Source organism: Mycobacterium sp. TH-M116, from assembly GCF_057473685.1.
The window spans coordinates 43,594-57,676 of the sequence record NZ_JBYCLC010000061.1; the positions used below are offsets into that span (position 1 = coordinate 43,594).

Here is a 14,083-nt window from a genome sequence, read left to right on the forward strand (position 1 = left end):
CTAAAGACCTTGCAGCAGAAGTCTGCAGACATGCCAAACAGGAGGCGCAGTGGCTAGTCACGCCGGCTCGAGGATCTCCAAAGTGCTCGTCGCCAACCGCGGCGAGATCGCTGTCCGGGTGATCCGGGCGGCCCGCGACGCGGGCCTGCCCAGCGTGGCGGTGTACGCCGAGCCCGACGCGGACGCACCGCACGTGCGACTGGCCGACGAGGCGTTCGCCCTGGGCGGTCAGACGTCGGCGGAGTCCTACCTGGATTTCGGCAAGATCCTCGACGCGGCCTCGAAGTCCGGCGCCAACGCCATCCACCCCGGCTACGGCTTCCTGTCCGAGAACGCCGACTTCGCCCAGGCGGTGATCGACGCCGGCTTGATCTGGATCGGGCCCAGCCCGCAGTCGATCCGCGACCTCGGCGACAAGGTCACCGCCCGTCACATCGCCGCGCGAGCCCAGGCCCCGCTGGTGCCCGGCACGCCAGACCCTGTCAAGAACGCCGACGAGGTGGTGGCCTTCGCCCAGGAGTACGGCGTGCCGATCGCGATCAAGGCCGCCTTCGGCGGCGGGGGCAAGGGCATGAAGGTCGCCCGCACCATCGAGGAGATCCCCGAGCTGTACGAGTCGGCGGTCCGCGAGGCCACGGCCGCGTTCGGCCGCGGGGAGTGCTTCGTCGAGCGTTACCTGGACAAGCCCCGCCACGTCGAAGCGCAGGTGATCGCAGACCAGCACGGCAACGTCGTCGTCGCCGGCACCCGCGACTGCTCGCTGCAACGCCGCTTCCAGAAGCTCGTCGAGGAGGCCCCGGCGCCGTTTTTGACCGACGCACAGCGCAAGGAGATTCACGAGTCGGCGAAGCGGATCTGCAAGGAGGCCCACTACTACGGCGCGGGAACCGTCGAGTACCTGGTCGGCCAGGACGGGCTGATCTCGTTCCTCGAGGTCAACACCCGCCTGCAGGTCGAACACCCGGTCACCGAGGAGACCGCCGGTATCGACCTGGTGCGCGAGCAGTTCCGCATCGCCAACGGCGAGCGGCTGGATCTGACCGAGGACCCGACGCCGCGCGGCCACGCCTTCGAGTTCCGGATCAACGGCGAGGACGCGGGCCGCGGCTTCCTGCCCGCGCCCGGGCCGGTGACCCGATTCGACCCGCCCGCGGGCCCCGGGGTGCGGCTGGACTCCGGCGTGGAGACCGGCTCGGTGATCGGCGGGCAGTTCGACTCGATGCTGGCCAAGCTGATCGTGTACGGCGCCAGCCGCACCGAGGCCCTCGAACGCGCCCGGCGTGCCTTCGACGAGTTCCACGTCGAAGGTCTGTCCACCGTCATCCCGTTCCATCGGGCCGTGGTGTCCGACCCGGCGTTCATCGGCGACGAGAACGGCTTCTCGGTGCACACCCGCTGGATCGAGACCGAGTGGAACAACACCGTCGAACCCTTCACCGCCGGCGATCCCCTCGATGACGAGGACACCCGACCCCGGCAGAAGGTGGTCGTCGAGGTCGACGGCCGCCGTCTGGAAGTCTCGCTCCCCGCTGACCTCGCGTTCTCCGGCGGCGCCGGCGACCCGGCGGGTGTCGTACGCAAGAAGCCCAAGCCGCGCAAGCGCGGGGCGCACGCAGGTGCGATGGCCTCCGGTGACGCGGTGACCGCACCGATGCAGGGCACCGTGGTCAAAGTTGCGGTCGAGGAGGGCCAGGAGGTCGCCGTCGGCGATCTGGTGGTCGTGCTCGAGGCGATGAAGATGGAGAACCCGGTCACCGCACACAAGGACGGCGTCATCACCGGGCTCGCCGTCGAGGCCGGGGCGGCGATCACACAAGGCACGGTGCTCGCCGAGATCAAATGATCCTGGACGGACCGCTGCTGAGGCCAACGGGCCGCCGGCGAACCGGGCAACCGCGCCCGCTACTGCAGCTGGTCCCGCAACCGCGCCAGCGATTTGGCCAGCAACCGGGACACGTGCATCTGCGAGATTCCGACCCGCTCGGCGATCTGCGTCTGCGTCATCGACTCGAAGAACCTGAGCACCAACACCATTCGCTCACGCTCGGGTAGCGCCTCGAGCAGTGGGCGCAGCGCCTCGCGGTCCTCGATGCGGTCCAGGCCGGCGTCCACGTCGCCCAGGGTGTCGACGATGGCACGGACCTCGTCGTCCTCGCTGCCACCACCGGTGTCGATGGACAAGGTGTTGTAGGAGCTGCCTGCCACCAGGCCCTCGACGACCTCCTGGCGTTCCATCCCGAGTTCCGAGGCGAGCTCGGTGGCCGTGGGTGCCCGACCGAGCCGCTGGGACAGATCCGCGGTGGCACTGCCCAGCCGCAGGTGCAACTCCTTGAGCCGCCGCGGGACCTTCACCGACCAGCTGTTGTCCCGGAAGTGACGCCGCACCTCCCCCATGATCGTGGGTACCGCGAACGACACGAAGTCCGAACCGGTCTCGACGTCGAACCGGATCACCGCGTTGACCAGGCCGACGCGCGCCACCTGGACCAGGTCGTCGCGCGGCTCGCCCCGGCCGTCGAACCGCCGGGCGATGTGGTCGGCCAGGGGCAGACAGCGCTCGACGATCTTGTCCCGGTGGCGCTGGAAATCCGTCGAGTCGGCGGGGAAGGTCGCCAGCTCGCGGAACATCTCCGGCACATCGGCGTATTCGTTTGGGCGCGAAGCCGAACCGCCGGCACTCCGCGCCCTCACCTGCTCGAGGCCGCCCGCCGGGCCGTCAATGTGATTCCGAACAGACTGCCGGATTCATCGGGTGCGCGGCCGTCGTGGAAGGTCTTGACGTCGTCGGCCAACGACGTCAGCACGTGCCAGCTGAAGCTGCCGGGCGCCACCACGTCGTGAGTGATACACGCGGCGGTGGCCTCCACGACCAGAACTTCGTCCTGCGGGTCCACCACGACAACCAGCGTCGCATCCGGAGTGGCCGAACGGATCAACCGCGTACACACCTCATCCACCGCGAGCCGCAGATCCGCCACGGCGTCGAAGTCCAGGTCTTCGAAGGTGCCGATCGCGCCGACCAGCGTGCGTAGCATCGCCAGGTTCTCCAGCCGTGCCGCGACGCGCAATTCGACGGCGCGGTGGCCGCGGTCGCGAGCGTTGACGAGCGGGCCCGCATCGTTCATATGGTCTCCCGGCATTGTCCGACTGACATTACTACTGCCCTGCAGCCCCCTGAGACCATACTTTTCAACGGATCAACCATCGTCGCCGCCGGGTGGCCGCCCCCGGAATTGCCGGACTCGAACCGAACACGGCGCCCCTGCTCCGGCGGATCGCGGCGCCATGGTCAGCGCAATTGTCTGCGCAATTGTCTGCGCAATAATCCGTGCAATCGTCGCGGAAACTGATCATGGTCGGCGTGGTGATACCCCGGGGGCGCCGCGAGGAAACCCGGGAGCCCGGTATGTTCTCGGATGTTCGCCCGACGCCTCAGAGCGCCGCCATCGGGCCCGCTATCGGCGACACCCCCAACGACACCGTCACCGCCGTCAGCGTCAGCAAGAACCAGCCTGCGCCGTGCCATCCCCACCAGGTGCCCTCGCGACACCACACCCGGTAGGTGCGCACGAACGCCCGCAGCCCGGCGGACAGCAGGATCAGCGGACCCCCGAAAGCCAGCATCGTCCGCTGCGGCGCGCCGCAGGCCACCGTGTCGACGCTCACGCCCGGGCAGGTGCTGACCCACAGCGCCGCCATGACCAGGAAGCCCAGTCCGGCGACCGTGGCCAGCGCCGCGAAGCGGATGGCGGCGTGCACCTCACCGTCTTCGCGACCGTCATCTCGCCCCACGCGGTCTCCCGGGGACCACTCGTCCGCCTTCTGCATCCTTCTTCCTCACGTAGGGCCCGGCTCCTCCTGTGTCATCGCTTGCGACGCCGAATCGGTTACGCAGTCGCGAGGATTCCTGCTGGCAGCGCATGCCGACCCCACCCCGAGACCCCAGACGCACAGTCACCTAGCCGGTCTGAGGCCTCGGCAAACCGCCGTTGTCGGCCCCGAAAAGGAGGCCCCGGGGCAGGGGTCGCGGAAGGATACCGCAAGATTGAGCGGGCGCTCGAGATGAAGGGAGGGTGCATGGACCTCGCGGTGCGCAGCACGAAGCCGGAAATCCTGGACGACGAAAGCATCGCCCTGGCCGACTACCGGCGTTGCCTGGCCGACCTCGCCGTCGTCAACCGCATGACGCTCACCCATCGCCCGACGTTGCGCTGGCTGGCGCGCGCGACGAGGACCTTGCCCGCCGGTACGGAAATCTCCGTGCTGGACGTCGGCTACGGCGACGGCGATCTGCTGCGGGCCATCGCGCGCTGGGCGGATGGTCGCGGGCTCAAGACACGATTGTCGGGAATCGACCTGAACCCACGCAGCGCCGCCGCCGCCCGCGACGCCACCCCGGCGGAACTGGCCATCGACTACCGGATCGGCGACGTGTTCGCCTACACCCCGGACGAGCCGCCGCACTTCATCGTCAGCTCGCAGTTCACCCACCACCTCAGCGACCAGGACGTCGTGGAATTCCTGACGTGGCTTCACGAGAACTCCGCCCGCGGCTGGCACATCGCGGATCTGCACCGCAGTACTTTCGCCTATCGCACCTTTCCGCTGCTGGCACACGTGATGCGCTGGCACCCCATCGTGCGCTCCGACGGCAGAACATCCATCAGCCGAAGTTTCCGCCGTGCCGACTGGCAGGCGTATCTGGACAAGGCCGCCGTGCAGGCGGAGATCTCCTGGTACGCACTTCGATTGTGCGTGCACACGACCGTCTTCGACGAGCGGGCTTGGAGTCCATGAACGCAAGTTCGGGCGGCAACCCGGGCTGCCTCGGTACTATTTGACGCATGCCGAGCGCGAGGAGGCGGTTGTCCCCCGAGGACCGCCGAGCTGAGCTGCTTGCTCTGGGGGCGGAGGTTTTCGGTCAGCGGCCCTACGACGAGGTCCGCATCGACGAGATCGCCGAGCGGGCCGGGGTGTCCCGGGCATTGATGTATCACTACTTCCCGGACAAACGGGCTTTCTTCGCCGCGGTCGTACAGGACGAGACCGACCGGCTCTACGAGGTCACCAACGCGTTGCGTCCGGCCGGCCTGACGATGTTCGAGGAGATCAAAGCCGGTGTGCTGGCCTACATGGACTACCAGCATCACCATCCGCAGTCGGCGTGGGCGGCCTATGTCGGCCTCGGCCGGTCCGACCCGGTGCTCGTGGGCGTCAGCGACGAAGCCAAGAACCGCCAGTTGGAACACATCATGAGCCGGGTCGCCGAACTGGTGGGCACAATCCCCGCGGAGAAGCTGAAAACCGAGGTCGAGCAGCACCTGGAGGTGATCATCAACGGCTGGCTGGCGCTCACCTTCGAGATCTGCCGGCAGCGGATCATCGACCCCACCACCGAAGCCGAACAGCTCGCCGACTCCTGCGCGCACGCGCTGCTGGACGCCATCGCCCGGGTGCCGGGCATTCCGGACGAACTCGCCCATCTGATGGCCACCTCCAGGTTGTGAACTCCTGTCGGTCCACGTTGGCACCATGGTCAGGTGAGCACTCGCGCCGGTCCGCAGCGGCCTGAACATCCCCGCGACCCGCTGGGCCGGTTCAGCGCGGTCACCCGCGAATGGTTCGCCGGCACGTTCGCCGCGCCGACCACTGCGCAGGTCGCCGCCTGGGACGCCATCGCCGACGGCGACAACACCCTGGTGATCGCACCGACGGGGTCCGGAAAAACTCTGGCGGCGTTCCTGTGGGCGATCGACCGTCTCGCCGCCGGCCCCGAGCGCCACGCCGGGACCCGCGTGTTGTACGTCTCCCCGCTCAAGGCACTGGCTGTCGACGTCGAGCGCAACCTGCGCACCCCGCTGGCGGGGCTCACCCGGATCGCCGAACGCCGGGAGGTGCCGGTTCCCGGCATCAGTGTGGGGGTGCGATCCGGCGACACCGCGCCCGCGCAGCGTCGGCACCTGCTCAACCATCCGCCCGACGTGCTGATCACCACACCGGAGTCGCTGTTCTTGATGCTCACTTCGGCTGCGCGGCAGACCCTGACCGGCGTGCAGACCGTGATCGTCGACGAGATCCACGCCATCGCCGCCGGCAAGCGCGGCGCACACCTGGCCCTGTCGCTGGAACGGCTGGACGCCCTGCGCCAGGCGCCGCCCGCCCAGCGCATCGGGTTGTCGGCGACGGTGCGCCCGCCCGAGGAGCTGGCCCGGTTCCTGTCCGGCGCAGGCCCGACGACTCGGACAAAGGTGGTGGCCCCGCCGTCGGGCAAGACCGTCGAGCTCACCGTGCAGGTACCCGTGCCCGACATGGCGAACCTGGCCAACACTGCCCCGCAAGCAGGTGGTACCCCCAGCATCTGGCCGGACGTCGAGGCGCGCCTGGTCGACCTGATCGAGGCGCACGGCTCGACCATCGTGTTCACCAACTCGCGACGGCTGGCCGAACGGCTCACCGCACGGCTCAACGAGATACACGCCGAACGCCGCGGCGTGGCTCTCCTCGAGGTGCCGGCCGAGTCTGCCGGAACCAATCGGGCGGTGCCCGGCGGTGCGCCGGCGCACATCATGGGAAGCGGCCAGACCTACGGCGCCGACGCGTTGCTGGCCCGTGCCCACCACGGCTCGGTCAGCAAGGAGCAGCGCGCACTGGTGGAAGAGGACCTCAAGCGTGGTCTGCTCAAGGCGGTGGTGGCCACCTCCAGCCTGGAGCTGGGAATCGACATGGGCGCGGTCGACCTGGTGATCCAGGTGGAGGCACCGCCGTCGGTGGCCAGCGGCCTGCAACGCATCGGCCGGGCCGGCCATCAGGTGGGCGAGGTCTCCCGGGGCGTGCTTTTCCCCAAGCACCGCACCGACCTGATCAGCTGCGCGGTGAGTGTGCAGCGCATGCGGGCCGGTCAGATCGAGACGTTGCGGGTGCCGACCAACCCCCTCGACGTCCTGGCCCAGCACACCGTGGCAGCGGCTGCCCTCGAGCCGCTGGACGCCGACCACTGGTTTGACACCGTGCGCCGGGCCGCGCCATTCGCGACGCTGCCGCGAAGCCTGTTCGAGGCCACCCTGGACCTGTTGAGCGGCAAGTACCCGTCGACGGAGTTCGCCGAATTGCGACCGCGCCTGGTCTACGACCGCGATACCGGGACGCTGACCGCCCGGCCCGGCGCCCAGCGGCTGGCCGTCACCTCCGGCGGCACCATCCCCGACCGTGGGCTGTTCACGGTCTATTTGGCCGGCGACTCCGAAAAGCCCTCGCGGGTCGGCGAACTCGAAGAGGAGATGGTCTACGAGTCCCGCCCCGGCGATGTGATCTCGCTCGGGGCCACCAGCTGGCGCATCGTCGAGATCACCCACGACCGGGTGCTGGTGGTCCCCGCCCCGGGGCAGCCGGCCCGGCTGCCGTTCTGGCGCGGCGACGGCGTGGGCCGCCCGGCCGAGCTGGGTGCCGCGCTGGGGGCGTTCACCGGCGAGATGGCCGGCATGGACCGGGAAGAATTCGAGACACGTTGCACCGTTTTGGGGTTCGACGCCTACGCGACAGAAAACCTATGGGTGCTGCTCGACGAGCAGCGCGCCGCGGCCGGGACGGTGCCCACCGACACCACCTTGCTGGTCGAGCGCTTCCGCGATGAGCTCGGCGACTGGCGGGTGATCCTGCACTCGCCGTACGGGCTGCGGGTGAACGGTCCGCTGGCGCTGGCGGTCGGCCGGCGGCTGCGCGAACGCTACGGCATCGACGAGAAACCGACCGCCTCCGACGACGGCATCGTGGTGCGCTTGCCGGACACGCTTTCCGACACCGGCGATACCGCTGCGGGCGCCGATCTCTTCGTCTTCGACGCCGACGAGATCGATCCGATCGTCACCGCCGAAGTGGGCGGTTCGGCGTTGTTCGCGTCGCGGTTCCGGGAGTGCGCGGCCCGGGCCTTGCTGCTGCCGCGCCGCCATCCCGGCCGCCGCTCGCCGCTGTGGCAGCAGCGCCAGCGCGCAGCCCAGCTGCTGGAGGTCGCGCGGAAATACCCCGACTTCCCGGTGGTGCTGGAGACCGTCCGCGAATGCCTGCAGGACGTCTACGACGTCCCGGCCCTGGTCGAGCTGATGAGCGGCATCGCCTCGCGCCGGGTGCGGGTGCTCGAGACGCAGACCGCCAAACCGTCCCCCTTCGCGGCGTCCCTGCTGTTCGGCTACGTCGGGGCCTTCATGTACGAGGGCGACAGGCCGCTCGCCGAGCGCCGGGCCGCAGCGCTGTCGCTGGATGCCACGCTGCTTGCCGAGCTGCTCGGCCGGGTGGAGCTGCGCGAGTTGCTCGACCCGGAGGTCATCGCCGCCACCAGCCTGCAGTTGCAGCACCTCGCCCCGGACCGAGCCGCCCGTGACGCCGAGGCGGTCGCGGACCTGCTGCGGCTGCTGGGCCCGCTGACCGGAGCGGAGGTGGCCGCCCGGTCCGCGACGGCCGACGTCGGCGGCTGGCTGGACGGTCTGCTCGCCGCCCGGCGCGCGCTGACGGTCTCGTTTGCCGGCCGCAGCTGGTGGGCGGCCATCGAGGACATCGGCCGGCTGCGCGACGGGATCGGGGTCGCGGTTCCGTTGGGCGTGCCGGCCACCTTCACCGCGGAGGTGGCCGATCCGCTGGGTGAACTGCTGGGCCGTTATGCCCGCACCCGTACCCCGTTCACCACGGCCGAGGCGGCCGCCCGCTTCGGGCTGGGACTGCGGGTGACGGCCGACGTGCTGAGCCGGCTGGCCGCGGACGGGCGGTTGGTGCGCGGTGAGTTCGTCGCCGCTCCCGAGGGGCCGGGCGGCCAACAGTGGTGCGACGCCGAGGTGTTACGCATCCTGCGGCGCCGCTCACTGGCGGCGCTACGTGCCCAGGTCGAGCCGGTGAGCACCGCCGCCTACGGGCGCTTCCTGCCCGCCTGGCACCGCGTCTCGTCGAACCTGTCCGGCCCGGAGGGCCTGCTGACGGTGATCGACCAGCTGGCCGGAGTCCGGTTGCCGGCCTCGGCGATCGAACCGTTGGTGCTGGGACCGCGCGTGGCCGGCTACTGTCCGGCACTGCTCGACGAACTGCTGGCAACCGGCGAGGTAACCTGGTCGGGCGCCGGGTCCATCTCGGGCAGCGACGGCTGGATCGTGCTGCACCACAGCGATTCGGCGCCTCTGACCCTGGCACCGCCGGCCGAGATCGACCTGACCGAAGCCCACCGCGCGATCCTGGACACGCTGTCCGGGGGAGGCGCATATTTCTTCCGCCAGCTCGCGCAGGACCAACGGCCCGGCGAAATCGACTCGGCGGACCTCAAAGCCGCGCTGTGGGAACTGATCTGGGCCGGCTGGGTCACCGGCGACACCTTCGCTCCGGTACGCGCCCAGCTCAGCGGATTGGGCAGCCGCCGGCGCTCCGTGCCGGCGCACCGGACACACCGGCCACCGCGCCTGAGCCGGTACAGCGTCGCGCACGCCCAGCACCGCGCCGCCGACCCGACCGTGGCGGGGCGGTGGTCGACCCTGCCGGCCCCCGATCCGGATTCCACGGTGCGGGCCCACCACCAGGCCGAACTCCTGCTGGGCCGACACGGCGTGCTGACCAGGGGTGCGGTGACGGCCGAGGGGGTGCCGGGCGGGTTCGCCACCCTTTACAAGGTGTTGAGCTCGTTCGAGGACGCCGGTCGCTGCCAGCGTGGCTATTTCGTAGAGTCGTTGGGCGGCGCGCAGTTCGCCGTCGCGTCCACTGTCGACCGGCTGCGCGGCTACACCGACGACGTCGATGCGCAGCGGCCGGACTACCGGGCCGTTGCGCTGGCCGCCGCGGACCCGGCCAACCCCTACGGCGCCGCACTGCCCTGGCCGTCATCGAGCCCGCAAGGCCCAGCGGCACGCCCCGGCCGCAAGGCCGGGGCGCTGGTGGTACTGGTGGACGGTGAGTGCACCTGGTTCCTCGAACGCGGCGGACGGTCGTTGCTGACCTTCACCGCCGACCCCGCGGCCCACCACGCGGCCGCCGCGGCGCTGGCCGGCCTGGTGTCTGAACGGCGCGTCGCGGCGATCCTGGTGGAACGCATCGACGGTGCGCCGGCCCTGGCGCCGTCTTTCGGCGAGGAGCGCTCGGATGCGCTGGCAGGGCTGTTGGACGCCGGATTCGTCTGCACCCCAAGCGGATTGCGGCTGCGGTGATCACGCCAGAGGACCATGCCCGAGGGTGACACCGTCTGGCGCACCGCGACAATCCTGCGGGAGCACCTGGCCGGGCGCACGCTGACCCGCTGCGATGTCCGGGTGCCGCGGTTCGCCACCGTCGACCTCACCGGGCAGGTGGTGGACGAGGTGCTCAGTCGCGGCAAGCACCTGTTATTCCGGGTGGGCCCGGCCAGCATTCACTCACACCTGAAGATGGACGGCAGCTGGCGGGTCGGTGTCCGGTCGGTGCGGGTGGACCACCGCGCGCGGATCGTCCTGGAAGCCGGCACCGTGCGGGCCGTGGGCGTCGACCTCGGGGTGCTGGAAATCCTCGACCGTGACCGGGAGGCCGACGCAGTCGCCCACCTGGGACCAGACCTGCTGGGCCCCGACTGGGACGCCGCGCGCGCCGCCGCCAACCTCACCGCCCGGCCGGACCGGCCACTCGCCGAGGCACTGCTGGACCAGCGGGTCCTGGCCGGGGTCGGCAACGTGTACTGCAACGAATTGTGCTTTGTCACCGGGCATCTGCCCACTACGCCGGTCGACGCCGTCGCCGACACGCACCGGCTGGTGGCGCGCGCCCGGGACATGCTGTGGACCAACCGGTTCCGCTGGAACCGGTGTACCACCGGTGACACTCGACCGGGGCGGCAACTGTGGGTGTACGGGCGTGCCGGACAACGATGCCGTCGCTGCGGCACGCGCGTCGAATACAGCGAATCCCGCGACACCGGCGCCCGGGTGTGGTTCTGGTGCCCCGTCTGCCAGCGATGAACAGGAGACTTTTATGAAGTGCGCCGCGAACTTTCGCCAGTGCGGTCGCGACATGCGATGATCGCGGTGTCACAGGCCTGCCCGCCTTCGTGCACCGACCACCGGGAGGACCCACCGATGCCGAACAGCCGGACGCCCATGGTCCTGGCGGTCGCGCTGATCAGCGTGGTCGGGATCGCGGCGCCCGCTGCGCACGCCGACGCGATCGACAACGCCTTTCTGTCCGCGGTGACCGCCAAGGGCATCGACTTCCCGTCGCCGAAGGCCGCGATCATCGCGGCTCACGAGGTGTGCGACGAACTCGACCTCGGCAGGCAGAAGTCCGACGTCGCCTCGGAAGTGATGAGCAACAGCCAACTCGACGGTTACCACGCCGGGTTCTTCGTCGGCGCGAGCATCGCCGCGTTCTGCCCGCGGAACCACACGGCGCCCTGACGTGTCGCCCGGTTGCGAGATGGCCCCGGCTATGAGGCGGCCCCGGTTATGAGATGGCGTTGACAGCCGTCGACAACCGCGACATGAACTCCTGGGGAACGGGAATGTAGCCGTGGCCGAAAAGGCTGGCCTGGCCGGGCCCGATCGCACTCTGCAGGAACGCCTTGACAGCCGCGCCGACCTGCCCGTCGGGGTACTGCGAGCACACGATCTCGTAGGTCGCCAGCACGATCGGGTAGGAGCCGGCCTGGTTGGGCCGGTAGAACGAGATCGTGTCCAGGGCAAGGTCATTGCCCTGTCTGATGTACCAGGCTGCGGAAATGGTCTTGCCTACCGACTCGGCGCTGATCCCCACCGGGTCCGGGCCGGCCGAGGTGATGATCCTGGCCATGTTCAGCTGCTGGGCCGCGACGTAGGACCATTCGACGTAGCTGATCGACCCCTCGGTGGCCTTGACCGCCGCGGCGGATCCGTCGTTACCCTTGGCGCCCTCGCCGACCCCCCCGTTGAATGTCATACCGGCACCCTTGTCCCAGGCGCCGCCGGAGGCGGTGTCCAGATACCTCTGGAAGTTGTCGGTGGTGCCGGACTCGTCGCTGCGGAACACGACGCTGATCGGCTCGGCGGGCATGGTGGCGCCCGGGTTCAGCGCCTGGATCGCACCGTCGTCCCAGGTTTTGATGTCGCCGTTGAAGATCTGCGCTACGGTCGGGCCGTCGAGGTTCAGCGACGTCACACCGTCGACGTGGTAGATGACGGCGATGGGGCCGAACACCACCGGAAGGTTCCACGCCGGCGAGCCGCACCGCCGCTGCGCTGCGGCGTACTCGTCCTTTCTCAGCGGCGAATCGGAGCCGGCGAAATCGGTTCGGTCACCCAGGAACTCGCTGATCCCGGCGCCGGAGCCGTTGGGTGTGTAGTTCAGTGACTGGCCCGCACAGGCCTGTTCGAATGCCTTGTCGAAACGGGTCATCGCGTTGGCCTGGGCGGTGGAACCGCTGGCCCGCAATGTCGGCTTGCCGCCGCAGGCGACCCGCACCGACGACGTGCCCGTCGCCACGCGCCCTCCGGTGTCGTGACCACAGCCCGTCAGCATCGCCCCGACTGCCAGGATGCTCAGTACGGCACCAAACCGATTGATGTGCAACCTGATTCCTTTGGACGGTGGGACGAAAAGCGCGCACTTCCCGCAGGTACGAAGAATAGTAACAAGACCGCACCAGCGGGGCGCGGCGTACGGCTGTCGGCGATGACCACGCCCTCGCGTGATCGCTAAACCCGGGCGTGCGCGAGAAAGAACCGGGCGATGGCCTCCGAGCCGTCGAGGGCGCGGGTGGTGCGCCCGATGACCGCCTTGGGCAGGTACTGCCTGCCGCCGGGCCAGGTGTGGCCACCGTTGTCGATCCGGTAGAACACCACCTCGGTGGATGCCGCGCACACCGTGTAGGCGAAGCGGTGCACCGCGGTGCCGTCCCCGACGTCGGGCGACGCCTCCAGCGACGGATCGCCGTGGCAATCATCGACCGAGCGCCACCTGTCCACCATGCTCGCAACGGACACGGCATGGCTGATCCCGCCGCGACCACGCACGTCGCCCCCGCGGAACGGAACCAGCGGATCAGCGGTTCCGTGAGCCTCCCACACCGACACCGCCCGGGACGGGTTGCACGGCACGCCCACGCCCAGGGTCCCTGCCACCGGTGCGATCGCGGCGAAGACATCGGCGCGCTCGCACGCCAGCCTGTTGGACATGAAGCCGCCGTTGGACATTCCGGTCGCGAAGACGTGGCCCGGGTCGATGTTGTAGTCGTCTTGCAGCTTGCCCACCAGGGCGACCAGGAACCCGACGTCGTCCACGTGCCGGCGGTCCGCCGGCGACGCCCCGCGCCCGTCGGCCCAGCTCTTGTCGTAGCCGTTGGGATAGACCACCAGCAGATGGTGGGCGTCGGCGACGCCGTCGAAACCGGTCAGCCCCCGCTGCCCGTTCCCGCTGCCGCCGCCGCCGTGCAGACTGAGCACCAGACCGACCGGATCGCCCGGCGGCACGTGCAGCGTGTAGGTCCGGTCGATGCCCCCGGCGCGCAGCGTGCCGGAGACGTCGCGAACGTCGGACGCCGAGAAGTGACGAACGCCACACCCGGCCAGCACGACGACTCCCATGATGACCGCTGCGGCCGCGAGCAAGGCCGGCGACAACCATCGCGCGTACGGCATGCCGCCAAGGTACCGAATCGGGTCCGCGAGGACCTCGGATTGCGGCGCGTCCGGCGCGGCGCCGGGCGTCATCCCGCTGACGGCGGTCGCTGCATGACCGTTCCCAGAAGCTCCGACCCGAGTTCGATGTCGTCGTAGTCGCGCCCCGCGCGACGGCGGTCACGCGCCGAGGCCGACGCCGTGCCTGCCGGAGGCATCGCGATGGGCGCCCGCGCCAGCTCGGGGGACAGCGGGGACACCGCGGATGCGAGCCGAACCGGGGACTCCGAGGCCCCCAGCAGCCCCACCACCGACGGCGGCGCCGTCAGCTTGCCCACCAGAACCCCCCCGCCCACCGACCCGGTGGGCGCCCAGGACCGCCCGGCGGCGCCCAAGGCACCGGCCAGTCGGGCCTCCACCGCGGCGAAGTCCGCCGCGCTCTGCGACAGGCCGGAGCCGATGTCGCCGCCCAATGACTGGAACGCTTGGGCCTTGGACAGTGT

General features: G+C 69.9%; 11 protein-coding genes and 1 pseudogene. 6 read left to right on the forward strand and 6 right to left on the reverse strand.

All coding sequences use genetic code 11. The features are described 5' to 3' along the window. The first annotated feature begins 49 nt into the window (after window positions 1–49). Complete coding sequence (locus tag AC2VOK_RS03130; RefSeq protein ID WP_428899177.1) at window positions 50–1,843, forward strand: acetyl/propionyl/methylcrotonyl-CoA carboxylase subunit alpha; 1,794 nt, start codon at window positions 50–52, stop codon at window positions 1,841–1,843. A gap of 59 nt (window positions 1,844–1,902) precedes the next feature. Here the strand turns inward: AC2VOK_RS03130 and AC2VOK_RS03135 are convergent, their stop codons facing one another. The 3 genes from AC2VOK_RS03135 to AC2VOK_RS03145 form a co-directional block, all read right to left on the reverse strand. Continuing rightward, window positions 1,903–2,691, reverse strand: a complete 789-nt coding sequence (locus AC2VOK_RS03135; protein ID WP_421528644.1) for an RNA polymerase sigma factor SigF — start codon at window positions 2,689–2,691, stop codon at window positions 1,903–1,905. Beyond that, a complete protein-coding gene (locus AC2VOK_RS03140; RefSeq protein WP_428899178.1) occupies window positions 2,688–3,125 on the reverse strand; it encodes an anti-sigma factor in 438 nt (145 codons plus the stop codon). The genes AC2VOK_RS03135 and AC2VOK_RS03140 overlap by 4 nt, the downstream gene beginning before the upstream one ends. 307 nt (window positions 3,126–3,432) lie before the next feature. Continuing rightward, on the reverse strand, window positions 3,433–3,828 hold the full coding sequence (locus AC2VOK_RS03145) for a hypothetical protein (protein WP_428899179.1): 396 nt from the start codon (window positions 3,826–3,828) through the stop codon (window positions 3,433–3,435). Window positions 3,829–4,077: 249 nt separating this feature from the next. Here AC2VOK_RS03145 and AC2VOK_RS03150 point away from each other — a divergent pair, with 249 nt between their 5' ends. The 5 genes from AC2VOK_RS03150 to AC2VOK_RS03170 all read left to right on the forward strand — a co-directional run bounded on the left by AC2VOK_RS03150 (window position 4,078) and on the right by AC2VOK_RS03170 (window position 11,387). Next, complete coding sequence (locus tag AC2VOK_RS03150; RefSeq protein WP_428899180.1) at window positions 4,078–4,797, forward strand: methyltransferase domain-containing protein; 720 nt, start codon at window positions 4,078–4,080, stop codon at window positions 4,795–4,797. A 47-nt stretch (window positions 4,798–4,844) separates the two neighbouring features. Then, a complete protein-coding gene (locus tag AC2VOK_RS03155; protein WP_428899181.1) occupies window positions 4,845–5,507 on the forward strand; it encodes a TetR/AcrR family transcriptional regulator in 663 nt (220 codons plus the stop codon). A 33-nt stretch (window positions 5,508–5,540) separates the two neighbouring features. Then, window positions 5,541–10,172, forward strand: coding sequence for an ATP-dependent helicase (locus AC2VOK_RS03160; RefSeq protein ID WP_428899182.1), 4,632 nt, complete (start codon window positions 5,541–5,543; stop codon window positions 10,170–10,172). 15 nt (window positions 10,173–10,187) lie between these two features. Then, window positions 10,188–10,952 carry an endonuclease VIII Nei2 gene (nei2, locus tag AC2VOK_RS03165; protein ID WP_428899183.1) on the forward strand — a complete coding sequence of 255 codons (765 nt, stop codon included), beginning with the start codon at window positions 10,188–10,190 and terminating at the stop codon, window positions 10,950–10,952. Window positions 10,953–11,069: 117 nt separating this feature from the next. Continuing rightward, complete coding sequence (locus AC2VOK_RS03170) at window positions 11,070–11,387, forward strand: DUF732 domain-containing protein (RefSeq protein ID WP_428899184.1); 318 nt, start codon at window positions 11,070–11,072, stop codon at window positions 11,385–11,387. Window positions 11,388–11,433: 46 nt separating this feature from the next. Here AC2VOK_RS03170 and pstS read toward each other — a convergent pair whose 3' ends face one another. From pstS to AC2VOK_RS03185, 3 genes and pseudogenes are all read right to left on the reverse strand, one after another. Further along, a complete protein-coding gene (gene pstS / locus AC2VOK_RS03175) occupies window positions 11,434–12,534 on the reverse strand; it encodes a phosphate ABC transporter substrate-binding protein PstS (protein ID WP_428899185.1) in 1,101 nt (366 codons plus the stop codon). Window positions 12,535–12,659: 125 nt separating this feature from the next. Next, window positions 12,660–13,601, reverse strand: a complete 942-nt coding sequence (locus AC2VOK_RS03180; protein WP_428899186.1) for a CE1 family esterase — start codon at window positions 13,599–13,601, stop codon at window positions 12,660–12,662. A gap of 68 nt (window positions 13,602–13,669) precedes the next feature. Further along, a pseudogene (locus tag AC2VOK_RS03185) lies at window positions 13,670–14,083 on the reverse strand (PPE family protein); the annotation flags it as partial.

Coding starts and splice junctions, on each gene's coding strand:
- AC2VOK_RS03140 (WP_428899178.1), bottom strand. CDS start 3,125: ATGAACGATGCGGGCCCGCTCGTCAACGCTCGCGACCGCGGCCACCGC.
- AC2VOK_RS03145 (WP_428899179.1), bottom strand. CDS start 3,828: ATGCAGAAGGCGGACGAGTGGTCCCCGGGAGACCGCGTGGGGCGAGAT.
- AC2VOK_RS03150 (WP_428899180.1), top strand. CDS start 4,078: ATGGACCTCGCGGTGCGCAGCACGAAGCCGGAAATCCTGGACGACGAA.
- AC2VOK_RS03155 (WP_428899181.1), top strand. CDS start 4,845: ATGCCGAGCGCGAGGAGGCGGTTGTCCCCCGAGGACCGCCGAGCTGAG.
- nei2 (WP_428899183.1), top strand. CDS start 10,188: ATGCCCGAGGGTGACACCGTCTGGCGCACCGCGACAATCCTGCGGGAG.
- AC2VOK_RS03170 (WP_428899184.1), top strand. CDS start 11,070: ATGCCGAACAGCCGGACGCCCATGGTCCTGGCGGTCGCGCTGATCAGC.
- AC2VOK_RS03180 (WP_428899186.1), bottom strand. CDS start 13,601: ATGCCGTACGCGCGATGGTTGTCGCCGGCCTTGCTCGCGGCCGCAGCG.